General features: G+C 61.7%; 22 protein-coding genes and 2 pseudogenes. 16 read left to right on the plus strand and 8 right to left on the minus strand.

Annotated elements, in window-relative coordinates; all coding sequences use genetic code 11:
• Window positions 1–223: 223 nt before the first annotated feature.
• Window positions 224–391: a hypothetical protein gene (locus C100_RS48635; RefSeq protein WP_161633922.1), complete on the plus strand. Its 168-nt coding sequence runs from the start codon at window positions 224–226 to the stop codon at window positions 389–391.
• Window positions 392–397: 6 nt separating this feature from the next.
• On the opposite strand, the gene C100_RS38860 is transcribed toward C100_RS48635, so the two are convergent.
• Genes C100_RS38860 through C100_RS38875 form a run of 4 tightly spaced genes read right to left on the minus strand, consistent with a single transcriptional unit; the run spans window position 398 to window position 3,805 of the window.
• Window positions 398–1,030, minus strand: a complete 633-nt coding sequence (locus C100_RS38860; RefSeq protein ID WP_024020506.1) for a peptidoglycan-binding protein — start codon at window positions 1,028–1,030, stop codon at window positions 398–400.
• Complete coding sequence (gene hxsC, locus C100_RS38865) at window positions 1,027–2,109, minus strand: His-Xaa-Ser system radical SAM maturase HxsC (protein ID WP_024020507.1); 1,083 nt, start codon at window positions 2,107–2,109, stop codon at window positions 1,027–1,029. Before hxsC ends, C100_RS38860 begins: the two co-directional genes overlap by 4 nt.
• Entirely contained in the window at window positions 2,106–3,518 is a 1,413-nt protein-coding gene (gene hxsB, locus C100_RS38870; protein ID WP_024020508.1) for a His-Xaa-Ser system radical SAM maturase HxsB, read from the minus strand. The genes hxsC and hxsB overlap by 4 nt, the downstream gene beginning before the upstream one ends.
• Window positions 3,515–3,805, minus strand: coding sequence for a hypothetical protein (locus C100_RS38875; protein ID WP_024020509.1), 291 nt, complete (start codon window positions 3,803–3,805; stop codon window positions 3,515–3,517). Before C100_RS38875 ends, hxsB begins: the two co-directional genes overlap by 4 nt.
• Before the next feature lie 103 nt (window positions 3,806–3,908).
• Between C100_RS38875 and C100_RS38880 the strand changes: the two genes are divergently transcribed.
• The 11 genes and pseudogenes from C100_RS38880 to C100_RS38915 all read left to right on the plus strand — a co-directional run bounded on the left by C100_RS38880 (window position 3,909) and on the right by C100_RS38915 (window position 15,384).
• Complete coding sequence (locus C100_RS38880) at window positions 3,909–4,562, plus strand: hypothetical protein (RefSeq protein WP_152536481.1); 654 nt, start codon at window positions 3,909–3,911, stop codon at window positions 4,560–4,562.
• 227 nt (window positions 4,563–4,789) lie between these two features.
• Window positions 4,790–4,984: pseudogene (locus tag C100_RS38885) on the plus strand (S24 family peptidase); the annotation flags it as partial.
• Window positions 4,979–5,074: pseudogene (locus tag C100_RS49560) on the plus strand (tyrosine-type recombinase/integrase); the annotation flags it as partial. The pseudogenes C100_RS38885 and C100_RS49560, both read left to right, overlap by 6 nt.
• A gap of 188 nt (window positions 5,075–5,262) precedes the next feature.
• Window positions 5,263–5,895, plus strand: coding sequence for a tyrosine-type recombinase/integrase (locus tag C100_RS38890; protein ID WP_024020512.1), 633 nt, complete (start codon window positions 5,263–5,265; stop codon window positions 5,893–5,895).
• Between the two features lie 226 nt (window positions 5,896–6,121).
• Window positions 6,122–7,162 (plus strand): IS110 family transposase, encoded by a 1,041-nt coding sequence (locus C100_RS38895; RefSeq protein ID WP_024020513.1) that lies wholly within the window; start codon window positions 6,122–6,124, stop codon window positions 7,160–7,162.
• A gap of 519 nt (window positions 7,163–7,681) precedes the next feature.
• On the plus strand, window positions 7,682–7,771 hold the full coding sequence (kdpF, locus tag C100_RS47925) for a K(+)-transporting ATPase subunit F (protein ID WP_024020514.1): 90 nt from the start codon (window positions 7,682–7,684) through the stop codon (window positions 7,769–7,771).
• Window positions 7,771–9,780 carry a potassium-transporting ATPase subunit KdpB gene (kdpB, locus tag C100_RS38900; RefSeq protein WP_024020515.1) on the plus strand — a complete coding sequence of 670 codons (2,010 nt, stop codon included), beginning with the start codon at window positions 7,771–7,773 and terminating at the stop codon, window positions 9,778–9,780. The genes kdpF and kdpB overlap by 1 nt, the downstream gene beginning before the upstream one ends.
• A gap of 19 nt (window positions 9,781–9,799) precedes the next feature.
• Entirely contained in the window at window positions 9,800–11,458 is a 1,659-nt protein-coding gene (gene kdpA, locus C100_RS38905) for a potassium-transporting ATPase subunit KdpA (protein WP_024020516.1), read from the plus strand.
• Between the two features lie 19 nt (window positions 11,459–11,477).
• Window positions 11,478–12,032 (plus strand): potassium-transporting ATPase subunit KdpC, encoded by a 555-nt coding sequence (kdpC, locus tag C100_RS0124875; protein ID WP_031309746.1) that lies wholly within the window; start codon window positions 11,478–11,480, stop codon window positions 12,030–12,032.
• Between the two features lie 12 nt (window positions 12,033–12,044).
• Window positions 12,045–14,693, plus strand: coding sequence for a sensor histidine kinase (locus C100_RS38910; RefSeq protein ID WP_024020517.1), 2,649 nt, complete (start codon window positions 12,045–12,047; stop codon window positions 14,691–14,693).
• A complete protein-coding gene (locus C100_RS38915) occupies window positions 14,674–15,384 on the plus strand; it encodes a response regulator transcription factor (protein WP_235219101.1) in 711 nt (236 codons plus the stop codon). The genes C100_RS38910 and C100_RS38915 overlap by 20 nt, the downstream gene beginning before the upstream one ends.
• Before the next feature lie 305 nt (window positions 15,385–15,689).
• On the opposite strand, the gene C100_RS38920 is transcribed toward C100_RS38915, so the two are convergent.
• Window positions 15,690–16,226 (minus strand): anthrone oxygenase family protein, encoded by a 537-nt coding sequence (locus C100_RS38920; protein ID WP_235219102.1) that lies wholly within the window; start codon window positions 16,224–16,226, stop codon window positions 15,690–15,692.
• A 777-nt stretch (window positions 16,227–17,003) separates the two neighbouring features.
• On the opposite strand from C100_RS38920, the gene C100_RS38925 reads away from it, so the two are divergent.
• Together C100_RS38925 and C100_RS38930 are read left to right on the plus strand one after the other, a co-directional pair.
• A complete protein-coding gene (locus C100_RS38925; protein ID WP_024020520.1) occupies window positions 17,004–18,053 on the plus strand; it encodes an alpha/beta fold hydrolase in 1,050 nt (349 codons plus the stop codon).
• Window positions 18,050–18,583: a cytochrome P460 family protein gene (locus tag C100_RS38930; protein WP_031309748.1), complete on the plus strand. Its 534-nt coding sequence runs from the start codon at window positions 18,050–18,052 to the stop codon at window positions 18,581–18,583. Before C100_RS38925 ends, C100_RS38930 begins: the two co-directional genes overlap by 4 nt.
• A gap of 118 nt (window positions 18,584–18,701) precedes the next feature.
• On the opposite strand, the gene C100_RS38935 is transcribed toward C100_RS38930, so the two are convergent.
• The 3 genes from C100_RS38935 to C100_RS38945 are packed head-to-tail and all read right to left on the minus strand — an operon-like array spanning window position 18,702 to window position 21,162.
• Window positions 18,702–19,484 (minus strand): alpha/beta fold hydrolase, encoded by a 783-nt coding sequence (locus C100_RS38935; RefSeq protein WP_024020522.1) that lies wholly within the window; start codon window positions 19,482–19,484, stop codon window positions 18,702–18,704.
• 22 nt (window positions 19,485–19,506) lie between these two features.
• Window positions 19,507–19,920, minus strand: coding sequence for an organic hydroperoxide resistance protein (locus C100_RS38940; protein ID WP_031309749.1), 414 nt, complete (start codon window positions 19,918–19,920; stop codon window positions 19,507–19,509).
• Between the two features lie 33 nt (window positions 19,921–19,953).
• Window positions 19,954–21,162, minus strand: coding sequence for an epoxide hydrolase family protein (locus C100_RS38945; protein WP_084625418.1), 1,209 nt, complete (start codon window positions 21,160–21,162; stop codon window positions 19,954–19,956).
• A 270-nt stretch (window positions 21,163–21,432) separates the two neighbouring features.
• On the opposite strand from C100_RS38945, the gene C100_RS38950 reads away from it, so the two are divergent.
• Both C100_RS38950 and C100_RS38955 read left to right on the plus strand, forming a co-directional pair.
• The gene (locus C100_RS38950; protein ID WP_084625419.1) at window positions 21,433–22,515 is read left to right on the plus strand and encodes a redoxin domain-containing protein; all 1,083 of its coding nucleotides are present in this window, start codon (window positions 21,433–21,435) and stop codon (window positions 22,513–22,515) included.
• Between the two features lie 61 nt (window positions 22,516–22,576).
• Window positions 22,577–23,422 (plus strand): SDR family NAD(P)-dependent oxidoreductase, encoded by an 846-nt coding sequence (locus tag C100_RS38955; protein WP_024020526.1) that lies wholly within the window; start codon window positions 22,577–22,579, stop codon window positions 23,420–23,422.
• Window positions 23,423–23,436: the final 14 nt, after the last annotated feature.

Here is a 23,436-nt window from a genome sequence, read left to right on the forward strand (position 1 = left end):
GTAACAATCGGACGGTTACGATCAGCCAGAATGTGGTGGATTTTTACGCGATCGGGGCAACGCATCACTGCCAGCGGCGCGACATTGCGCAGTCTGACCAAGCGGTTCGACAACGCCACCGCCTATGGCCGGGCCATGATCGGCTTCGCTGCCGTCTGGGCGCAGCTAGAAGCGGAAACCACCAGCGAGCGTGTGTGCGCAACGGGGGAAATGCCGCGCGTGCGTGCGGGGGACCTCTGGGACGGCACCGGCGCTCCACCTTGGCACAGAAACAGAGATCGTCGCAGCCCTGTCCGATGGTGCGCAGGTGCGTGTGCTGGCCCAGCGCTATGGCGTTGCGCCCGCCACGATCAAGCGCATTCGTGCGCGTGGATCGTCTCCGGACGAGTGAAACCTGTCAGTTGCTCGAAATCATCAGGGCATCGAGCGTCGTAGGTGTGATCGTCCCCGTTACATCAAGGCCCCGGTCTTTCTGGAACCGGCGCAAGGCAGAGCGAAGCGACGGGCCGACCACGCCGTCGATCACGCCGGAATAGTAATCCTGCGCCAGAAGTGCGATTTCGACCCGGCGCACGATCGCCTTGAAGCGGCTCGTCCGCCCCGACAGCGCGGGCAGACCGTCAGGCGGCGGGGCGACCGCCCGGTTTGTCGAATCGAACAGCGGCTGCTGGCGATAGGGTGCGACCGAAGGGGCCGATGGCGCGGGCCTTGGCGGCGGTGGAGGTGAATAGGTCGGCGGATCGTAATTGTACCCGCCCGAGCCTGACCGATGGCTGGTATGGCTTGAATGACTGTAATGCCCGCCGCCGCCATAGCCCGAACTATGGCTGGAATGGCTCCTGTGACTGCTATGGCTCCGGTGGCTTGCCAGCGTCACATAATGTTCTTGTGCAAACAGCCTGAGCAGTTTGCCCGCATTGGGATCGTCAGTGCCGGTTGTGGTCGCGCGTATGAAATCCGCCTGCGCCTGCGACGGGATCGTGAAGCCTGCCGCCATCAGGCTCGATATGAGATATCTGGCTCGCTTCATAAAGGCTCCACGCAGGTTTCGGCATGATCGTCAGGATGCCACTCGAAAAAGCCGCTGCATTGACTTTGCTCGCGGCATGCCTCGCAGGCGCTGGCGAACTTCCGTTTCCAGTCCGAAATCGAGGCAATCGCATATTTGCGGAAATCCGCTGGCACTGTGCAGCGCGGGAAGTTGAATAACTGCGCACGGACGTTATGCAAGGTTGCGAGCGTCAGCGCCATGCCGATCGGCCGGAAGTCCGCGCGATGATCGACATAGAGGTTCGACCAGCGCCCTTTAGCGAAGCCGATATTCTCCAGTTGCATGATTGACCATGCCTCAACGAATTGCAGGCGCGCTGCGACATAGCGCGCAAGGTCCGGCAGTGCGTGATGATTGGGCGTGACCAGCACAGTCCGCAACTCGACCCGTGCGCCTGCCATGATGAGGTGGGCAAACCCTTCCTCAAGCTGCGCGAATGCGCCGCGTTTGCCGACAATCTCGTCATGCAACGCCGGTTCGGCAGCATAGAGCGGAATACCCCAACTGACCTGCCGATAGAGCGACGCGCGCAAGCGGGAGATGTCGTCAGCGTCGAAATGCTGGGCGTTGGTCAGGATGTGGAACCGGAGGTCAGGCCGTGCCGTCAGCACTCGCTCGACCATGCCCAGTAACTGATCTTTGTAGAGGGTCGGCTCACCACCCGATATGCCGATCAGCGTATCCGGCTCCGCCAGCAAGCAGGCCTGCTCCAGCAGGTCGAAGCGATCGTCATGGGTTTTCTTTGGTGGCTGCGAACACATCACGCAAAGCTGGTCGCAGCGTTCCGTGACCAGCAGCGTGTTATGCGGAGAGCCGGATCGTAACAGCCGCTCCACTCGCCCGGCCTGCGGGCGCACCAGCACTACATCGCCGTCAAGGTCATCCGCCGTCGCCCCGTCGATTGCGAACAGGCCGCTCTTGCCTGCAAAGGTCGCACCCAGCGCGTCGGATTCGACAAGGCTCGCGTCGGCGCTGTGCATTGACGTCCCGGTCGCGCGCAGGCGCGTGACGAACGGCGCATCCGCTTCCGCTTCTGCCGAGAGCAGCAGCGGGATCATGCCATCACCTCGCCGAAACTGTCGGGAATCGAGGGCAGCCGCAGCCATTGGGCCAGCGAGTAGCGTACCTTCTCGCAATCGGTATAAAGCAGCCGGAAGATAAGATCGAACAGGTGCATATGGCGGCGGCAGAAGGCCGTGTCATGCCGGGGCATGTCGATCCGGCCATAACGGGCGAGATCGTCAATCGGGTCGCGCCCGCAATAAGGCTGGTAGACGCACCGCATACAGGCCGGATCGAACTGGTTGGTCGCGTGGCTGTTCAACAATTCCCGTGCCTCGCTGTCCCAGCCCATTTCGATCGTGCCGATCGACAGGTCGATGACGCCGGAGCGCGCCAGCATCCGGGCCTCATCGGTCGGATAAACGGCCCCGTCATGGTCCACCACGATATAGTCGTAGCCCATCGGGTTCGGGTTACGCAGATCGACGTGGCGCTCGCGTCCCGGCTGGAATATCCGCCGCAAACCGATGCTGAAATAGGTTTCCTCCAGCACCCGGTCCTGATCCGCCCAATTGCGTGCGATCAGGCGGTGGATGAAGCCTTCGTAATAGCTGCGCCAAGCCTCGTCCTGCTCGCGCGCCTGCTTGTGCCGCTTGCGGGCAAAACCCTGATAGTTGATCGGGCGCAGGAAAATGCTGTCCATGCCATAGGCAACATAAGCGTCGATCAGGTCGTCAGCTGCTGGCGGCGTTGCCGCATTGATCGTCGGCAGCGCCGATACCTTGCTTGGGCCGTAGCGGTCCACGATGAAGCGCAGGTTGCGGAAAAAGGCCGATGTCGTTTCTGCGTCTTTTGTGCGGTGACGACCATGCGTGACTTCATCGCCGTCGAGCGATGTGCTGATAAACACATCGGGCCTGTCGAAGATGGCCAGCAACTCGTCGTCAATATGTTGGAGGTTTGAGCAAATGACGAACTGGCGCTGCGCAAAACGCTCCGCTTTCTCCATCACCGCCCGGAGCAGGTCCGGGCGCAATGTCGGCTCGCCGCCCTGAAACTCGATCTTGAGGCGGTCACAGGCAAGACCGTCAATCGTCGCCAGAACCGCCGCCAGAGTTTCTTCGCTCCAGTCGAAACCGGCGCGGTCGATATTCACCCGCGAAACTTGGCAATAGCTGCAATCGAGGTTGCAGCGGAGCGTCGGCACGAGAATCAGATAATCGAGCGGCGCGGCTGGCGCGATCCTCCGCGCCACCGCCCGCCTATGCGCCGCGAACGCGAGGCTGTCAGCGTCCTCAATCAGGTGTCCACCCGCCCGCAGGCTGATTCTGTCGCCTTCCGTTTCGGCACCATCGATCAGTCGCCCGACAAAACCATCGGCCCCAAGGAAAAAGCGCCCACTGTCATTGACGAAAATCGTCTCCCCGTCAGGCAGCGCCCGCGACCGGAGCGGCAGGAAACTCATGACAGCAGGTTTTCGAGCAGCATAGCACGCCGGGAACAGGCCTGATCGAGCAGTTTCCTATTGAGCAGCGCCGCGCGCCATATCCGGAGCAGGCTGTCTGCATCGGTCACTCCTGACAGTTCAATCGCGGTATCGGTTAGATTGACCTGCACTCCTGCGTAGGTCGCCATGATCCATGATGCCGCCGCATCGTCGCCCGCCGCAAATGCCGCCTCTGTTCGGCGTGCTATCATCGTCTGCCCCATCGCTTCCCCCGAAAGCGTCTTTTGCAATTCGGTATGGAACATCCTGCATCACCACAAGCATAAATGCGTCCGATTGCATGTGTTTGTGTGGCTTGCGCCGTAGCTATGCTTTGGTAAGCATGGTTGCAATGTTAGGGGCATTGTCTTGAACCATCCTAAAGGTCATCACCACAAGGCGGCATCTGATGAGGCCAAAGCTCCACAGACTTCGATCATGATCTGGGCGGGCGTTGGTGTGATCGCCCTGCTCGCGGTGATCGGCCAATGTTCCTCATCAAACACCGCCGGAAGCGCAGCCACGGAAGCCTCCAATACGGCGCAGGCGGCAATCAGTGACGCTATCGCCATACAGGCTCCCCCGCCGGTGCTCGCACTCAAGGGTTCCAGCGTCAAAGGTGGCGAAGCCAACCTGAAGAAGGCGGCGGTCGAGGGACTGCCGGGCGAAATGATCTATAGCCAGAATTGCTACGATGCCCTTGGCCGTCATTTCAGCTGGAATAAACTCGATATCTGCGGCACGTTCGACATGGCCGCCGTTCGCGATCTTGGCGATAGCGATGCCACGGGCTTCGACAAGGAAACCGCATGGTTCGAGAACGAGACGGCAGCCGGGCGCTATCTCAAGGCCGCTGTCGCGGCAGGCGAGACAGAGGAAAGCGCCGATCAGCGTCTGAGCGATTTACAAGCCAGAATTATAAAATCCTCCGCGTCCGAAAAACCGGAGTCCATTCCGGCCGACACTGTCAACGATGAAGAGAACAGCTCCGATACCGATCCTTCCGCCGTGATGGACACATAAGCCGGGTACGCAGGATCATAGACGATCTGACCGACGAGGATTTGCAAGCCTAAGCGACGCTTTTGATCCAAATCTACGGGGCGTGATGCACCGAGGCAGGTCGCCATCGAGATTGGCAGGCTGGCAACGGCGGACAATCAGGATGGCATCGCGATGTGGAAGCGCATCGCTCTTTTCGTCAGCGACGCGATGGGGTTTAAAGCCGTCCAGCCCGTGACAGAACATTGATGACCACTGATGTTCGCGCTACTCTTGGCCAAATGATCGCCGAGGCCGGTATCGGTTATTCCGATATCTCCCGCCTGATCGGTCGCAATGCGGCCTATATCCAGCAATTCATCCGGCGCGGCACGCCGCGCAAACTGGACGAAAACGATCGGCGCATCATCGCTGCCTATTTCGGCGTCTCCGAGGTGATGCTACTTGGGCACACGAAGATCGAAAGCACGGTCCGATACCTCGGAGTTGATGTGGAGGACGCTTTAACTCTCGCAGAGGGCGCAGAAATCTAAGCTCGCCTGGCTTCTTGTCGCTGCGAGGAGCCAGGATCTGGGCTGCGGCGGTCACGCACCAATCATGAAAATCGCAAAAGCGGAAGGTCTGCTGCCGGGGATGAAAATTTGGCCACTGAATGGCCGATTTGGGTCGATCTTCTCTGAAGCGTTTTACCTATGGCCGTCAGGGCCACAGGAGAAGTGTCATGGGATTATCAGAGTTTGATCCCGCTGCTCGCGAGCGGGTGTCTTGGAACGCTGGGCGCAAGGTCGGCGCGAAGCGAGCGCTCAAGCCCCGTCAAATATGGGCGATCCGTTTCTTTCTCGACCAGCATGGGCGGGTCCGGGACCGTGCCCTCTTTGATCTAGCCATCGACAGCAAGCTTCGCGGATGCGATCTGGTGAAGATCAGGATCAGCGATATCATTTGTGATCGGAAAATTCGAACGCGAGCAACGGTCGTACAGCAAAAGACCGGCAGACCGGTTCAGTTTGAACTGATGACTGATGCTCGGGCCAGCCTGCTCAAGTGGCTCGAACTGCGGGGTGGGTCCTTGGAAGAATTTGCATTTCCTAGCCGCACCGATCACGCTGCCCATATAAGCACCAGGCAATATGCTCGCCTTGTCGATGAATGGGTCACGGGGATCGGCTTGCCCAGCGAAGATTATGGGACTCACTCTCTGCGCCGAACCAAGGCGTCGATCATCTACAAGGCGACTGGAAATCTTCGCGCAGTCCAAATTTTGCTTGGGCACACGAAGATTGAAAGTACGGTCAGATACCTTGGAGTGGACGTGGAGGACGCTTTAACGTTAGCCGAGGGCACCGAAATATGAGCTTTCCTGGCTCCTTGCCGTTGCGAGGAGCCAGAACATACAGCGCGGCGGCTACGCGCCAATGCAAGTCGTTCAGCGGCCTCGCTGGCGATCCCGCAACCGGTCATTCGTGAGACGCAGCGATGAATACGATGAAGGACAGGGGCTGGGACATCGCGTAATTGATGTAGCCACCCTCGTGCATGGTACGAAGTCGCCTTGGCGCTTCAATGCAGGAGGGTGACCGATGTCGATTTATGCAGGATTAGACGTGAGTGACAAGACGACGCATATCTGCGTGGTCGAGGCCAATGGTAAGGTTTTGCGGCGCGGTGTTGTCGCGAGCGATCCAGATGTTTTGGCCAAGTGGCTCACCCGGCATTGCCCGGACCTCGTACGCGTGGTGCTGGAAACCGGAACGCTATCGACCTTCCTCTACCATGGACTGGCCGAACGTGGTGTCGCGGTCGAGTGTATATGTGCGCGACACGCCAAGGGCGTCCTCTCTGCACGTATGAACAAAAGCGATGTCCACGACGCAGAAGGACTTGCTCAGCTGGCGCGCACCGGCTGGTTCAAGCGTGTCCATATGAAGGCGTCCGCCACGCATATCGACAGGGCCGCGCTGCGCATCCGCGCCCAGCTCATCACCGCGCGGACATCCATGGCCAACCAACTGCGGGGACTTTTAAAGCTATTCGGCCTTCGTATGGGCACAGCCAGAACACCTGGCCGGCGTGCCGAACGCCTGACTGCCTTCTATGCCCAGCGCCCTGACCTGAAGGCGCTGTTCGCCCCACTCATTGCATCCATGGAAGCCGTTGAGGAGCAGCTGCGGGCATCCAATCGCCTGCTCACTGACCGGGCAAAGGCGGATGAGGTTTGCGCTCGACTGATGAGCGTTCCTGGCGTTGGACCGATCACTGCGCTCACCTACACCTCGACCATCGAGGATCCACACCGTTTTGCGAGAAGCGACGATGTCGGCGCCTATGCAGGGCTCGTGCCCCGACGTAGCCAATCAGGAGAACGCGACACTAGCGGGCACATCTCCAAGGCTGGCGACCCCATGTTGCGCAAGGCGCTCTATGAAGCCGCCAACGTCGCGCTGTCACAAGTGAAGAGGCCATTCGCCCTTCAGGCTTGGGGCAGGAAAATGGCAGAAGCCAAAGGCGCCAAGCGTGCCAGAACGGCGGTCGCGCGCAAGCTTGCCGCATTACTCCATTCGCTTTGGCTGAAAGAGACGGAGTTCCGCTGGGCCTGTGCCCGGCGTTCTCTTCCCGATTAGCCATGCCCAGGACGATCTCGTCAGGAAAGTAGGGGGTTAAACCTCGTTTGGGACACAGAGACGTCCACCTATTCCGCTCGGCCGCGATCATGAAGGCTCGGACGAAAAGCTGCCTCAGCTATCCGATGACCTCGAAGACAACCATTGGCGAACGGGAAAAAGGAAAAGAAATGCCACAATCAATTAGACAACTTTCCGGTCGTTTCCCAAGCATGTGGCAAGCAACAGGTTTTCCAAATGTTGCCGTTCGGCAGGGCATGTCAGACTGACGCTAGCGGTCGCATGCCGCTGATATTCCGGAATGGCTCCTTCGGCGGCAGACAAAGAAAATAACTGACGCTCCAGCCCATTCTAGCGGGTATAGTTTTGCGCCCGTTATGCGGTTATCGAGATCCCGGTTCCGAGCGTATTGCCCTCCCAATCCATTTTCACGCAGATTTAACGGTGGTCGAGCAGATCGCCCATCGAATTTTCACGCGCAAAATTGGCAGTGCGAAGTCCCGTTGAAAGGAGCCTCGCATGACGTTCGACCTGGTCCTCGCCGGCCTGATAGCGCTGGGCCTGTTGGCCTATCTGACTGCCGTTCTCCTCAAGCCGGAGCGCTTCTGATGCAGAGCGCCTCCTTGTTCGAACGCAAGCTTGTGGTTCCGGCAATCCGCGACGCTTTTCTGAAGCTCGACCCGCGCAAGCTGCTGCGCAATCCGGTGATGTTCACGACGGCGGTGGTCGCCGCAGCTGCTACAGCGATCCTTCTGCGCAATCTTGCCATTGGCGGTGACGATCTCGCCTTCCAGGCGCAACTCGTCTTCTGGCTATGGCTGACGGTTTTGTTTGGGAATTTCGCCGAAGCTCTGGCCGAAGGCCGTGGCAAGGCGCAGGCGCAGAGTCTGCGCGCCACCAAGGATCAGCTCGTCGCGCTACGGATCGGAAAAAATGGCGCGACCGAGGAAGTGCCCGCGACGCAATTGCGCTTTGGTGACGTCGTTCTGGTCACTCAGGGCAGGCAGATCCCCGCCGACGGCGAAGTGGTGGCCGGCGTCGCTTCGGTCAACGAGGCGGCGATCACGGGTGAAAGTACGCCTGTCATCCGCGAGGCGGGCGGTGACCGGTCGGCGGTAACGGCGGGCACCACGGTCATATCCGATGAAATCCGCGTGAAGGTGACGGCGGAACCGGGCAGCGGCTTCCTCGACCGCATGATCGCGCTGGTCGAAGGTGCAAGCCGCCAGAAGACACCGAACGAGATCGCGCTGACGATCCTGCTCACGGGGCTCACGCTGATCTTTCTCGTCGCGGTGGGCACTCTTCCTGCTTTTGCGTCATTTGCCGGCGGCGCGATTGCGGTTCCGGTGTTGATCGCGCTGTTCGTGGCGTTGATCCCCACCACCATTTCCGGCCTGCTTTCCGCCATCGGCATCGCGGGCATGGATCGGCTGATCCGCTTCAATGTCCTCGCCAAGTCGGGCCGGGCGGTAGAGGCCGCCGGCGACATCGGCACGCTCCTGCTCGACAAGACAGGCACGATCACGATCGGCGACCGGCAGGCGAGCGAGTTCGTCGTGCTTCCCGGCGTCGCTCCGGCAGATATGGTTTCCGCTGCCAGGCTTTCGAGCCTTGCCGACCCGACGCCCGAAGGCCGCTCGATCGTGGTGCTGGCCGGCGGCGGCGAGGCGCTGCCAGCGGAGGCCGAAACCGTCGCCTTCTCCGCGCAGACCCGCGTCAGCGGGGTCGACCTGCCGGGGCGCAGCATCCGAAAGGGCGCCGTCGACGCGGTGCTCAGGCTCGGCGAATTTTCGCAAGAGGCGGTGATTGCGCTCAAGCGGATCACCGACCGCATCGCCCAGGCGGGCGGTACGCCGCTTGCAGTGGTGGAGAACGGCCGACTGCTCGGCGCAATTCACCTCAAGGACATCATCAAGGCCGGCATACGCGAGCGCTTTGTCGAGTTGCGCCGCATGGGCATCCGCACGGTCATGATCACGGGCGACAACCCCCTGACAGCCGCCGCCATCGCCGCCGAGGCGGGTGTTGACGATTTTCTGGCGGAAGCCACGCCAGAGGACAAGCTCGCCTACATCCGCAAGGAGCAGGCAGAGGGCAAGCTGGTCGCGATGTGCGGCGACGGGACGAACGACGCGCCAGCGCTGGCGCAATCGGACGTGGGTGTGGCCATGAACACCGGTACTCAGGCGGCGCGCGAAGCGGGCAACATGGTCGACCTCGACAGCGATCCGACCAAGCTGATCGAGATCGTCGGCATCGGCAAGCAATTGCTGATGACGCGCGGGGCGCTCACCACCTTCTCGATCGCTAACGACATCGCGAAGTATTTTGCGATCTTGCCGGCGATCTTCGTGGTGCTCTACCCTTCGCTGGGCGTGCTCAACGTGATGGGGCTGTCCAGTCCCTCAAGCGCCATTCTTTCGGCGATCATCTTCAACGCAGTGATCATCCCGCTGTTGGTGCCGCTCGCGCTCAGGGGCGTTGCCTACCGCCCGATGCCTGCATCAAGCCAGTTGCTGCGCAATCTCGCCATCTACGGCGCTGGCGGCATCTTCGCCCCGTTCGTCGGCATCAAGCTCATCGACCTCGCCGTCGCCGGCCTTGGCCTCGCGTAAACCGCGAAAGGATCCAGACATGCTCACCCCCATTCTCCTCGTAACCCTGATCGTGGGCGGCGCGTGCCTGCTGTCCTGGCCGCTGGGCACATATATGGCCTCGCTGTTCTCCGGCCGGTTTGCACGCGCCGACAGCGTCTTTATCCGTGCTGCGGGAACGGCGCCGGATCAGGGCTGGAAGCAATATTCGATCGCGCTCCTCGTCTTCAACGCGGTGATGTTCGCTTTTGTCTTTCTGCTGCTGGCCACGCAGCACTTGCTGCCGCTCAATCCAGACGGCCAATCCGCCGCACCGCTCGACCTGGTGTTCAACACGGCGGCGTCGTTTACCACCAACACCAATCTCCAGCACTATTCGGGCGAAAGCAGCTGGAGCTACCTGGCGCAACTGGGCGGCCTGATGTGGCTGCAATTCGTGTCCGCCGCCACCGGCATCGCGGCGCTGGTCGCCCTGGCACGCGGCATCGGCGGGCAGGCGAGCATGGGTAACTTCTTCCTCGACCTTCAGCGTGCGGCGTTCTGCCTGCTCCTGCCGCTGGCCATCATCGTCGCCTGCTTCATCGCTCTTCGCGGCGTCCCGATGACGTTTGACGGCGCGGCGACGGTCACGACGCTGGAGGGTACGATCCAGACCATCGCGCGCGGTCCTGCCGCCGCCTTCGTGGCGATCAAGCAACTCGGCACCAACGGTGGCGGCTTCTTTGGCCCCAATTCCACGCATCCTTTCGAAAATCCCGACTTCTGGGCGAACTGCTTCCAGATGATCTCGATCATCCTCATCCCGATGGCTTGCGTGTGGATGTTCGGACGGATCATCGGACGCATGAAGCATGCAGGCGTCATATTCGGCGTCATGCTAATCTTCCTGCTGGTGAAGATCGGCGGCGCGGTCATGTTCGAAAGCGTTCCGACCCATGCTTTCGCGCACCTGCCTGTGATGGCGGACGTCGGCAACCTCGAAGGCAAGGAGCTGCGTCTGGGCGCTGCGACCGGGCCGCTGTGGTCCGTGCTCACCACCTCAACCAGTAATGGCTCGGTCGGTGCGATGCACGACAGTCTCAATCCGCTGACCGGCCTCATGCCGATGGCCGGAATGTGGCTCAACGCCACTTTCGGCGGGGTCGGCGTGGGCATGATCAACATGTTCCTCTACATCGTGGTGGCGGTGTTCATCGCGGGCATGATGGTCGGCCGCACCCCCGAATATCTCGGCCACAAGGTCGAAGGTCGCGAAATGCGCCTCGCGATCCTTGCGCTCCTCAGCCATGCGGTGCTGATCTTGGGTGGCACCGCGATCTTCGCTGCAACCGCCTGGGGCCAGGACAGTCTGGGTAATGTCGGCGCGCACGGCTTTTCCGAGATTCTCTATGAATTCAGTTCGGCAGGCGCCAACAACGGCTCAGGCTTCGAGGGGCTGAAAGACAACACTATACCATGGAACATCGCCACTGGGCTGGTCATGCTGGTCGGTCGCTATCTGCCGATCATCGTGCCCCTGGCCATTGTCGGTTCGTTGATGGCCAAGAAGCGCAGCGCGGAAAGCGCCGGCACGTTGAGCGTCGAAGGCGGCACGTTTGGCACGATGCTGGTGATCACCATCCTGATCTTCGGCGCGCTGACCTTCTTCCCCGCAGCGGCCCTCGGCCCGATCGCCGAGCATGTGTCCCTGATGCACTGACCCAAATAGGAACAGACCGATGATCTATCTTCTTCCCTCGCTGCGCCTGTGGCTGGTTACACTGCTCGTCTGCGTCGTGGCCTACAGCGCTCTGGTTTTTGGCTTTGCGCAGACCTTCATTCCCTACCGAGCCAATGGCTCGATCATCGAGATCAGCGGGCGAGCCGTAGGCAGCGAACTGGTAGCGCAGAATTTCGCCGCGCCCCGCTACTTCTGGCCGCGTCCATCAGCAGTCGACTTCGACGGCATGGGAGCGGGTGGCAGCAACCTGTCTCCCACCAGCCCGGAACTCGCTTCGCTTGCGGCCCAAACCGTCGCGCGCTATGGCGCCACTGCCGACAATCCGGTCCCCGCAGACCTCGTCGCAGCGTCGGGCGGTGGGCTTGATCCAGACATATCCCTCGCCGGCGCGCTCTACCAGGCCGAGCGGGTGGCGACGGCCCGACATATCAGTCCGGACCTCGTGCGCAAGCTCGTCCGCGATACGGCAAGCGCACCCGGCGGCGTTTTCGCGCCCGAGCCCATCGTCAATGTCCTGGAACTCAATCTGGCGCTCGACCGGCTGGCGCAATAGGTTGCTGTCACGATGATTGATCCCACGTCCGATCGTGACGCAGAACGCTTCCTGCGCATTGCCAAAATGGCAGAGCGCGGGCGGCTGACCGTTTATCTCGGTGCGGCGCCCGGCGTGGGGAAGACCTTTCGCATGCTGCAGGACGCTGCACGGCGGCTCGCCGAAGGCGTCGACGTGGTCGTGGGCGTGGCCGAAACCCATGGCCGCAGCGAAACCGCAGCTTTGCTGGAGCCGCTGGAAGTGTTGTCGCGGTGCGTGATCGACCATGCCGGGCACGCGCTAGATGAGTTTGACATCGACGCAGCGCTTGCCCGGCGCCCGGGTCTTATCCTGGTGGACGAGCTGGCCCACAGCAATGCACCTGGCAGCCGCCACCCCAAACGCTGGCAGGACGTGGCCGAACTGATCGTCGCGGGGGTCAATGTCGCGACCACCATCAACATCCAGCACATCGAAAGCCTCAACGATGTCGTTGCCGGGTTCACCCATGTCCGCGTGCGCGAGACGGTGCCGGACAGTATTTTCGATCATGCCGAACTGATCCTGGTCGACCTGCCGCCCGAGGCGCTGATCGAGCGGCTAGAAGCCGGCAAGGTCTATCTGCCCGAAACGGCGGAGCGGGCATTGGCCAATTTCTTCACGCCCCTCAAACTTGCCGCCTTGCGCGAAATGGCGTTGCGCTTTGCTGCGCATAGCGTCGACCGAAGGCTATCCGACGAACTCGAGATCAGTGGGGAGAAGTCCGATTTCGTGGCGGGCGAGCGGCTGATCGTGGCCGTCAGCGCCGGCAGGGGCGGTGCGCCTGTTGTGCGTCATGCCAAGCGCCTGGCCGACCTGCTCCATGCGCCGTGGACTGCAGTGGTGATCGAAAGCGCCAGCGCGCGCGCCGTCCGCGGCAGCCAGCGCGAGCAACTCGCCGATAACCTGGCCCTGGCGGCTTCGCTGGGCGCATCGCTGATGACGGTCGCTGCCGACGATATCGGTGCGGCGCTCGTCGATCAGGCCAGGCAATTGCGGGCCAGTCAGATCGTGATCGGCAAGAGCCGCCGCACGCGCTGGTTCGAATGGCGACACGGGTCTGTCGCCCAGTCGGTCATTCGCAAGGCCAGGGGTGCGGCCGTGCATGTCGTGCCGCTCGACGAGGCGGATGAGAAGCCGGACAAGCGAAGAGAGGTCTCGACTGTCTCGGAGAACTCGGTTGCGGTGCTGCTCGTCGCGATCACCGTCGGGATACTGCATCTGGTCAGGCCCTGGATCCCGCCGGGCGCCATCGACCTTGTTCTGCTTCTGCCGGTGATCATTGCCGCCACCCGGCTGCGTTTGCGGGCGGGCCTGTGGGCGGCAATGGCGGCTGCGCTTTCCTACAACTTCTTCTTCACTGAACCCTACCATACGCTCTTCATTCACAGTCCTGCGCAAATCGTGACGTTCGCGGTGCTTGCGGTGGTTGCCATTGTCATCGGCGGTCTGGCGGGAAAGGTTCGGCGGCAAGCGGAGACAAGTGCAGGCGTGGCCCGGCTCAATGCCTCTCTGGCCAGATTTGCCGGCCTCATGGGTGGTCTTTCCGGTCGGGATGAAACCGCACGGGTTGCCTGCCGCGAGATTGGCGGGCTTCTCGATCTCGAAGCGATCATCGTCTCGCTGGAAGACAATAGGACAGTCGTCCGCGGGAACGACGCTTATGGGCGGATCGACGTCGTCGACGAGGCGGCGTTCCGCTGGGCCATCGAGAATGGCGTTGCCACGGGACGCGATACGGGCACGCTGAACGCCTCCGACTGGCAGTTCCATCCCTTGAAGACGTCGCTCGGCACGATGGGTGCCCTGGGCCTGGCGCGCCCTTCGCAGGAGCGGGTGATCCGCCCCGATGATGCGGTGATGCTGGCCTCGCTAGTCGATCAGACCGCGCTTGCGCACGAGCGGATCGTGCTTGAAGGACAGGCGCGGCAAGTGGATGCGCTACACGAACGAGACCGCTTGCGCGGCGCACTGCTGGGCAGCATCGCCCATGACTTGCGCACCCCCCTTACGGCCGTCATCGCCGCAACAGAGGCAATTCCGGTCGACGGCGATTATGCAGAGGAGGTCCGCATCGCCCGTGCCGAGTCCCGGCGGCTGCAGCGTTTCCTGAACGATCTTCTCGAAGCATCGCGGATCGAGCACGGAACGATCGAACCCAGATGGGAAAGCGTCGACATGACCGACATCGTCACGTCCGTCGTCCGCGATCTGCGCCAGGATGGGCCGGAAGCACGGGTTTCTACGCGGATCGACAGCGATTGTCCGTTTGTGTTCAGCGACCCGCTGCTTCTACGCCATGTATTGATCAACCTAGTGGACAATGCGCTGAAATTCTCTCCGGCCGGATCGCCCGTTGACCTGGAACTCGATTATTCCGAAGGTCGGGCTCTGTGCCGCGTCCTTGATCGTGGCCCCGGTCTGCCCGAAGACATGGAAGGGCTGTTCGAGCGCTTCCACCGGCTCGAAGGCGGCGATCGGGTAGGCGGTTCCGGACTCGGGCTGTGGATTGCCAAGAACTTCGTCGAGGCGGTTGGCGGAACTATAACGGCGGGCAATCGCGAAGGCGGCGGTGCGGCCTTCGCCGTCTCGCTGCCGGTCGCCACGGGGCAAGAAACGGACCATGGTCTTTCCCATGCATAGCGACGTACTGATCATCGATGATGAACCTGCGATCCGAAGGCTCCTTGTTGGAGCGCTCGACCGCGTCGGGCTCAGTCACATCGAAGCTGCCAGTGCCGGAGAGGCGTTGCGGCTCGCCGCAGGGCCGCAGGCACCCGCGGTCGCACTGCTCGATCTCGGCTTGCCCGATCGTGACGGGCTCGAAATCGTGCCGCAGCTCGCGGCGATGGGCATCGCCATCATTGTACTGACGGCGCGGGATGCGACCGAGGAGAAAGTTACCGCCCTTGATCTGGGGGCCGATGATTTCGTGACCAAACCCTTCGATAGTGCCGAACTCCTTGCGCGCGTCCGTTCGGCGCTGAGACGCAAGGCCGGCGCAATCGTCGATCCGCTAAGGAGAGAATTCGAAGGCGGCAGCATCGACCGGGCGAAGCACGCCGTTCTGATAGAGGGAACGCGGGTCGCCTTGACGCCGCGCGAGTTCGAACTGTTGTGGGCACTCTCGGAAAGGCCGGGTCGCGTGATGACCCACACGGTCTTGCTCGAAACGGTCTGGGGGCCGGCACATCGCGGCGATCTCGACTATTTGCGCGTTGCAATTCGCTCCCTGCGCAAGAAGATCGAACGTGACGCCTCACATCCAAGGTTGGTGATGAACGAACCTGGCATTGGCTATCGTCTGGCCAATCTCAGCAGTCAGAGCGATTGACCAGCTTCGTTGGGTCGAGTTCCTCAGCGGTTTCTCGATGTCCTCGGGAAGCCGGCAGGGGTTTATGACCCAACAGCAGTTAACGAGCGTCGGATTTTGGTCGCGAAACGGCGGCTTTGTTGGCGGCTCCTGCCTGACAGTCTCGCTTAATCCGGATGACTGCTATTGGCAGGGTCGGGCGTTCGTGTACCATAAGCGAAGGTCTTAATCTGGCCGCGAGCTGCCGGAAAAGCGGACGGGCCGCAGCCGGGCATCGGAATTTCACGGCTAAACGGCAAGAATGGGTCGTTGTGCGTCAAATCGCGTTACAAATTAGCCACAAACCATATGACAAAGCCGGCTACTCCTGCGAGCGCGATAAGAAGTATGACGCGCACAATTATCCCATCCTTCGCCACTACTTCAGTCGGCCACGGGAGCGTAAGAGCTCTCAGACCGGCGACAAATGCAGCCGTCGCTCCAGCGACCCGTACCCAATCGAGGGCAACCCAACGTCGGGCCATCTCAATGGATTGCGCGTCGGTAATTGTGTCTTTTGATGAACCCATGCCGTGATAGAACAGAGCTGCGTTCATCGGCCAAAAGGATACAACGGTCAGGACGAGTAAGAGCAAGATACCCAGCGAAGGAATGCAAAGAAGCCACCGGTAGCGCCAGGGCGTTGTCCATCCGGCAGTCAAAGCACCGAACCCCGCGATCAACATGGCTGCTGAGAACGGAATGAAAAATGCGCCCGTATCGACAGGCCAGGCCTTTCCATAGGGCATCATCGCGAGTGATTGGGGCGGATTAGCGCTCCATGCGCCGGCTAGGACGAGCAGGTCGAACAGCTTCGCGCCCACCAGCGGTCCGCCGACAAGCACTGCCAGCCATAGGAATGTTCTCGTTATCGTAGCTCGGCTTGCCATACGTTCCCCCGCGGCAGATGTAAGCAATGTCCGCCGCCTGAAGGCATGCGCCGAAAACGGCTAGCCGCAATCCGCCTTTGATCTGCCCACGCGAGTGGCGGCCGCAACTGCATTTAGCTCCGACCTAGTCGTCCGCCTATCGGCCAATCTCAATCAAACATTTTGGAAAGCCCGACCTTTCGCTCCTAGGACTCGAAAATGGCCGGCTAAACAGCGGGAATGGGTCGGTGGCGACGAGCAAGTCCAGGGACAAGGCGTTATTCGCCACAGAAAGCGAGAATGACGGCTTTCGCCAATAGCGGACGGACTGCATCTGGGCGGCGAAAATTGACCGTTCAACGTCCGTAAAGGGTCGGCATTTTTCGGTTCCGCGATCGCCTTGAAGTGGGACATTGCTGCCGATCGCCATTTATACCTGGAATGGCCGATTGCGACGAAACCTGTCGTTCATGGAGCGGCGCGGACACCGTCTGCGACGGCCAGGTCTGGTCGTAGCTGCCGGGACTAACACGTTCCCGCACCAAATCGCCTAGCCAGACCGGTAGCGGCCTTATCCATCTGAACGCGGAGCGACGGTCCGCCATTGAGCCGCGCAAGGTGGTTTGCGACCTACATTCACGCTGAAAGCTCACAGGACATCACAGCGACTAACGACCCTTTGCCGTGAAGCAGGGCTATGGGTACTCCAGCAAATTGGCAAGAGGAAGACCCATGACTGAAACATCGGATAGGACCGTCAATCCGACCCGGCGAGGTTTTGTGTTCGGCACGGCCGCTATCGCCGCCATAGCTGTTGGCGGCGGCGCTCACGCCTTGGCGAAAGAGGTGACGTCCGGGACAGCCGGGCGGACGCTGTCGTCGTTCGGCCCGGTCAGGCAAGTCGATGTCGGCGTCCTCAACATCGGCTATGTTGAACTGGGTCCTGTATCGGGGCCACCCGTCCTGCTCATCCACGGTTGGCCCTATGACATCCACGCCTTTGCCGAGGTGGCGCCGCTGCTAGCGGCCAAAGGATATCGGGTCATCGTCCCTCATCTGCGCGGGCATGGCACGACGCTGTTCCGGTCGGACGCGACCCCGCGCAACGCACAGCAGGCGGCACTCGCTGCCGACGGAATCGCGCTGATGAACGTATTGGGCATCCACAAAGCGGTCGTTGCGGGCTTCGACTGGGGCGCGCGCACTGCGGACATCATGGCGGTGCTGTGGCCCGAGCGCTGCACGGCTCTGGTGTCCGTCAGCGGCTACCTGATCGGCAGTCAGGCAGGTAATTCCAAACCGCTGCCGCCTGCTGCCGAGTTGCGCTGGTGGTACCAATTCTACTTCGCCACTGAGCGTGGAAAGGCCGGATACGCGGAGAACACCGCTGCTTTCAACAAGCAGATATGGCAGCTCGCCTCACCCAAATGGGCGTTCGACGAAGCCACGTTCAATCGCTCGGCGACTGCGTTCGCCAACCCCGATCATGTTGCCATAGTCATCCACAATTACCGTTGGCGTCTGGGTCTCGCGGACGGCGAGCGTCACTATGACGCTGTTGAAGCGAGGCTGGCCGCAGCGCCCCCGGTGACGATACCCGCGATCACCATGGAGGGCGACGCCAACGGTGCGCCCCATCCAGAACCAGAACAATATCGCGCGAGGTTCACCGGCCCTTATGCTCATCGGCTGATTACCGGCGGCGTCGGCCACAACCTGCCACAGGAAGCACCGGCGGCGTTCGCGCAGGCCGTGCTGGATGCGGCGAAGCTCGCGACATGAGCAAGGCGAGCGGTTTAGCCTTGATCGGCTCTATTCTGTTGCTGGGCTTGTCGGCCGGCGTCGCCGCGCAACGGCAGGAGACGCGCGAATTGCCGATCGACGGAGTCAGGCTTCCTGCGGATTATCGCGACTGGACCCTGATCAGCGTCGCGCAGGAAAAGGGGCGGAACAACGACATTCGCGCCATTCTGGGCAATGCAGTGGCGGTCAGGGCCTTTCGAGAGGGAAAACGGCCGTTCCCCGATGGCGCGATCATCGTTCGGCTCGCGTGGCAGCACGAGTCCTCGCCCCGAAACGACCGGGTGTTCCCAGCGCCGCAGTCTTTCGTGGCAGGTTTGCCGACCAACGTGCAGGTCAGCGTCAAGGACTCGCAACGCTATGCTGCCACCGGGGGCTGGGGCTACGGCCAGTTCGAGGACGGCTTGCCCAATCAGGACCGGTCCCTCCTCCAGTCCTGCTTCGCTTGCCACCAGAAGCTGGAGACTATCCAGCCAGACGCCGATCTGGTGTTCACCGGCTATTCGCGGTGACGGCTTGCTAAGGCTCAGGCACCGGACGTTACCGCACGACCGGCCACGCGAAAGCGCAGCCGGTCGTGGGCTTGCGCGCCGGTGTCCCGGGGGCAGGGGACATCGGTGCGGCAATCTTTCAGCGCGCGGAGGCGGCGCGTTCGATCAGGCCGGCGACTTCAGGGGCGTGCGACACCATCACGACGTGCGACGCACCTTTGACCACCACAGTCTGCCGCGCCTTCGCGCGCGCCGCCATGAAGCTCTGAACCGCTGGAGGGATATTCTTGTCCTTGTCGCCATAGATGAACCAGGACGGCACATTCCGCCATGCCGCCTCGGTAGAAGCTTCCGATAGGGCGGATTCAGAAATGGGCCGCTGACCGGCGGCCATCAGTCGCGCCTGAGCCATAGGCAGATCGGCCGCGAACTGGTCAGGGAAGCGGGCTTGCAGAATGTAGAGGTCATTGCCGCCCGAAATCTGCTGGACCGGCGGCGCAAGGGCGGGGCCTAACGTGCTTCCGGGAAACTTGCCGGTCAGACCGAGCGCGGTCTCACCAGCGTCGGGCGCGAAGGCTGCCACGTAGACCAGCTTCTTCACATTCGACTGTCCGACGGCTGCTTCGCTGATGACCGAGCCGGCATAGGAATGGCCGACCAATACCACTGGCCCATCGATGCTCTTGACGACGGAGGTGACCACATCTGCATCGACGCGTACCCCGCGCAGCGGGTTGGGTGCGGCCACCACCGTGTAACCATCCCGTTCGAGAATGGTGATGACGCCGTTCCAGCTCGACGAATCTGCGAACGCGCCATGGACCAGTACCACGGTCGGCTTGGCCGACGTCGGCTCAGCCTGCGCATCGGTGGCGAGCAGCGCGGCGGCGATCACGAGGCCGCCGGTGATGAGTTTCTTCATGTCATTGTCCTTGTTGCCGGGTTCAGACCAGCGCGACGACGGCGTCGATGTTGCCTTTGATCGATTTTGAATAAGGGCAAGTTCTGTGCGCCGTTTCGATAATTTGACGGGCGACCTCCGGGCTGACGCCGGGCACATGCACGGTCAAGCGCGCTGCGAGCGAAAAGCCGTCATTGCCCTGGCGAAGCTCGATCTGCGCGTCGATCGCCAGCTCGGGGGGCAGGGTCAAGCCCTTCGCTCTTGCGGCAATCGCCATCGCACCCTGGAAGCAGGCGGACCATCCCGCCGCGAACAGCTGCTCAGGATTGGTCCCCTGGCCGCGACCACCGGGGGACGATAGTTTGACATCGAGGCGGCCGTCGCTGCTCTTCGCGGCGCCGTCGCGGCCCCCGGTCACATACACGTCGGCGGTATAGAGGGTCTGGGTATCGGACATGATGTCCTCCTTCTTGAACAAGATGGGGGGAGATCAGCGAAGCGAGCGGAAGGCCGAGCGAAGTTCTGCTGCGAAAAGTTGCGGCTGTTCCCAAGCGGCAAAATGGCCGCCGTCGCTGGCTTCGTTAAAATAGAAGAGGTTGGTGTAGCAGCGTTCCGCCCAACTCCTGGGCGCACGAAAAATCTCGCCGGGGAAGACGCTGATCGCGACCGGGATGTCGATGATGCCGCGCGCGTTGAAATTGTTGGAATGATCCTCCCAATAAATCCGGGCGGCAGAGGCGCCGGTGCCGGTCAGCCAGTATAGCGAGATGTCGTCGAGGATCGCATCGCGGCCAAGGACGCGCTCGGGCTGGCCGTCGGCGTACACCCACTGAGCGATCTTCTCGTACATCCACGCCGCCATCCCCACCGGCGAGTCGACCAGCGCGTAACCGATCGTCTGCGGTCGGCTGTTCATCATCGCGGCATAGGCCGAATTATCGCGGTAGAAGGCCTGGAGTTGCCCGAACGCGGCGCGCTCTTTCGTAGTCAGTGTGGTTGGAGCCGGATCACCTGCTGCGAGTGTGTGAGCAATATCGACCGGCACCACGGCAGGCATGTTTAGGTGAATACCGATGAGCCCCGACACATGCTGCAACGCCATCCGCTGCGATATGACGGAGCCGCAATCGCCACCCTGGCTGACATAGCGTTCATAGCCAAGCCGCAACATCAGCGTCGACCATGCCCGCCCGATATGATCCGAACCCCAACCCGGCACTGTCGGCTTGGCGGAGAAGCCGAAGCCGGGGATCGAGGGAATGACGAGGTGGAAGGCGTCCTCCGCGCTGCCGCTATGTGCAGTGGGGTTGGTCAGTGGATCGATCACCCGCATGAACTCGAGGATGGAGCCCGGCCACCCGTGCGTCAGAATCATCGGCATCGCGTTTTCATGTCGCGAACGGATGTGAATGAAGTGGATATCCAGCCCGTCGATCTCGGTCATGAACATCGGCAGCGCGTTCAGCCGCGCCTCGACCTTACGCCAGTCGTAGTCGCCGGCCCAATAGTGCATCAAAGGCTCCAGCGTCTGGCGGCGCACACCCTGGCTGTCGTCGGCTACCGGCTCCACGTCGGCCCAGCGCGTCTGCACAATGCGTCGCTTCATCGCCGCAACGTCAGCATCGGGGATGGCGATTTTGAATCGCCGGATCGCGGTGCTGCCATCGCCAGCGAGGGCGATCGACGGCATGGTACCCATTGCGCCGATGGCTGCGGCACCAGCCACAAACTGACGACGTGAAGTGGAAAAATTGCCGAACAAAGATCGTCCCCTCGACTGACATGAACTGATCGAGGGAGAGATAGCGAGATCGTGAGGGGATGCGCGTTAGGCGTGGTGATGCCGTGTTAGTGTTTGCGAACAGGCAAACTAACAAAGTCCATCGACGACTAACGTGCCGCTCGCGCAGACGGGCCTACATCGGCTCCGGACAATCAACCGGCATAGGTTGCGATGGAGATGACCAGCATGGCACGGAAACGCTCATTTGGCTTTATTGCCGCCGCGCTCGTCGCCGCTGGCGCTACGGTCGCCATCTGCTGCGGTGAGGCTGGCAACAGCCTGCCTGCCCAAGCCGGTGTATCCGGGGCGACGTCGAGGCCGCTGGACGTGCTGAGCACGGCGAAACCCTGGCTCACTGCGATTCCGGGCGGCCCGAAGGCCCTGCGTGGCAAAGTCGTCGTCGTGAATTTCTGGACCTATTCATGCATCAATTCGCTGCGTGCGATGCCGTATCTGCGGGCGTGGAGCGAGCGCTATGCAAACAAGGGTCTTGTCGTCGTGGGCGTCCATACCCCCGAATTCCAGTTCGAGCATGATCCGGCCAGGGTGCGACTGGCGACGCGCCAGCTCGACGTGCGCTATCCCAACCTGCAGGACAATCACTATGCGGTCTGGCAGCGATTCGCCAATCAGGGCTGGCCGGGCTTTTATTTCATCGACGCCAACGGGCAGGTCCGGGACTATCGCATCGGCGAGGGCGACTATGCCAGTGCCGAGCAACTGATCCGCAAGCTGTTGGCTGAGGCGGGGCATGATCCCTCGAGCCTACCGCTGGCATCGGTCAAGGGCATAGGTATTGAAGCCGAAGCGGACTGGGCTGACCTGAAATCGCCCGAAGCCTATGTTGGTTATGAGAAGGCGAAGAATTTCCGCTCGCCGGGAGGACTGCGCAAGGATGTGTCGGCTGGCAATGCCGCCGCCAGCCTGCCGCTTAACAACTGGGATCTGGCGGGCAAATGGACAGTCGGGCGCGAGTTCGCCACGCTCGATGGCTCCGCCGGAGCAATCCGCTATAGATTTCATGCGCGCGACGTTCACCTTGTCCTAGGCGGCCCGCCCGATGGCCGGCCGGTCCGCTATCGCGTCAAGATCGATGGTGCAGCCCCCGGCAGGGACCATGGCGCAGACATCGACGCCGAAGGTTGGGGGGAGGTGAAGGAAGACCGCCTCTATCAGCTCGTCCGGCAGAGAAGTGTGACGAATGACCGCACGATCACGGTCGAGGTTTCGCGGCCGGGCCTGCGGGCTTATGTCTTCACCTTTGGGTGAACGCAGAGCCCGACGCCCTTGGAAATGACCGTTTATAATCGTAATTTCGGGAGAATTGGCGATGGCTCGGACATGGTTGGTCACTGGCGGCTCGCGCGGGTTCGGCCGCGCACTCTGCGCCGCCATTTTGGAGGCGGGCGACAATCTGGTCGCGACGGCGCGCGATCCGATACAACTCGCCTCGTTCGGTCGACACGATACGCTCGCCACTGCGCCCCTCGACGTCACGAACGAAGCGGAAGCGCGTGCTGCGGTTGCGACCGCGATCGAGCGATTTGGGGCGCTGGACGTGCTCGTTAACAATGCTGGCTATGGCGATATCGGGTCGGTGGAGGACACGACGCTGGCGTCGTTCCGCCGGCAGATCGAAACCAATCTGTTCGGTACCATCATCATGACCAAGGCCGCGATCCCGCACATGCGCGCGCGCCGTAGTGGCCATATCATCCAGTTTTCCTCAGTGGGCGGCCGCCTCGGCGCACCGGGCCGTGCGCCCTATTCGGCGGCGAAATGGGGTGTCGAGGGGTTTTCGGAAGTCCTCGCGGGAGAGATGAAGCTGATTGGCGTACACGTCACCATCGTCGAACCCGGCGGCTTCCGGACCGATTTCGCCGGTGCCTCGACCACCATCAACGCGGGGCGGTCCGAGTATGACGCCGTTGTTGGCGAGGCGGCGCGGATGCAGCAAGCCTATGACGGCAGTCAGCCGGGCGATCCGCGTCGGGGCGCGAAGGCGATCCTGGAGGTGGTCGGCTCAGGCAATCCGCCGCTGCGCCTTCCGCTTGGCAGCGACGCGATTGTCGCTATCGAGAGCGGTGATCGCACTCGTCTGGAGGAGTTGGACCGCTGGCGCTGGTTGAGCGTCTCGACCGACTTCGACAAAGACGGGGGCACTCGAATGTTGTAAATGCTACCACCCTG

Source organism: Sphingobium sp. C100 (assembly GCF_000508185.1).
Lineage (GTDB): Bacteria > Pseudomonadota > Alphaproteobacteria > Sphingomonadales > Sphingomonadaceae > Sphingobium.

Excerpts from the sequence above, each read along its gene's own strand:
- C100_RS38860 (WP_024020506.1), bottom strand. The coding sequence starts at position 1,030 with ATGAAGCGAGCCAGATATCTCATATCGAGCCTGATGGCGGCAGGCTTC.
- hxsC (WP_024020507.1), bottom strand. The coding sequence starts at position 2,109 with ATGATCCCGCTGCTGCTCTCGGCAGAAGCGGAAGCGGATGCGCCGTTC.
- hxsB (WP_024020508.1), bottom strand. The coding sequence starts at position 3,518 with ATGAGTTTCCTGCCGCTCCGGTCGCGGGCGCTGCCTGACGGGGAGACG.
- C100_RS38875 (WP_024020509.1), bottom strand. The coding sequence starts at position 3,805 with ATGTTCCATACCGAATTGCAAAAGACGCTTTCGGGGGAAGCGATGGGG.
- C100_RS38890 (WP_024020512.1), top strand. The coding sequence starts at position 5,263 with ATGGGATTATCAGAGTTTGATCCCGCTGCTCGCGAGCGGGTGTCTTGG.
- C100_RS38895 (WP_024020513.1), top strand. The coding sequence starts at position 6,122 with ATGTCGATTTATGCAGGATTAGACGTGAGTGACAAGACGACGCATATC.
- kdpF (WP_024020514.1), top strand. The coding sequence starts at position 7,682 with ATGACGTTCGACCTGGTCCTCGCCGGCCTGATAGCGCTGGGCCTGTTG.
- kdpB (WP_024020515.1), top strand. The coding sequence starts at position 7,771 with ATGCAGAGCGCCTCCTTGTTCGAACGCAAGCTTGTGGTTCCGGCAATC.
- kdpA (WP_024020516.1), top strand. The coding sequence starts at position 9,800 with ATGCTCACCCCCATTCTCCTCGTAACCCTGATCGTGGGCGGCGCGTGC.
- kdpC (WP_031309746.1), top strand. The coding sequence starts at position 11,478 with ATGATCTATCTTCTTCCCTCGCTGCGCCTGTGGCTGGTTACACTGCTC.
- C100_RS38910 (WP_024020517.1), top strand. The coding sequence starts at position 12,045 with ATGATTGATCCCACGTCCGATCGTGACGCAGAACGCTTCCTGCGCATT.
- C100_RS38915 (WP_235219101.1), top strand. The coding sequence starts at position 14,674 with ATGGTCTTTCCCATGCATAGCGACGTACTGATCATCGATGATGAACCT.
- C100_RS38925 (WP_024020520.1), top strand. The coding sequence starts at position 17,004 with ATGACTGAAACATCGGATAGGACCGTCAATCCGACCCGGCGAGGTTTT.
- C100_RS38930 (WP_031309748.1), top strand. The coding sequence starts at position 18,050 with ATGAGCAAGGCGAGCGGTTTAGCCTTGATCGGCTCTATTCTGTTGCTG.
- C100_RS38935 (WP_024020522.1), bottom strand. The coding sequence starts at position 19,484 with ATGAAGAAACTCATCACCGGCGGCCTCGTGATCGCCGCCGCGCTGCTC.
- C100_RS38940 (WP_031309749.1), bottom strand. The coding sequence starts at position 19,920 with ATGTCCGATACCCAGACCCTCTATACCGCCGACGTGTATGTGACCGGG.
- C100_RS38945 (WP_084625418.1), bottom strand. The coding sequence starts at position 21,162 with ATGGGTACCATGCCGTCGATCGCCCTCGCTGGCGATGGCAGCACCGCG.
- C100_RS38950 (WP_084625419.1), top strand. The coding sequence starts at position 21,433 with ATGGCACGGAAACGCTCATTTGGCTTTATTGCCGCCGCGCTCGTCGCC.
- C100_RS38955 (WP_024020526.1), top strand. The coding sequence starts at position 22,577 with ATGGCTCGGACATGGTTGGTCACTGGCGGCTCGCGCGGGTTCGGCCGC.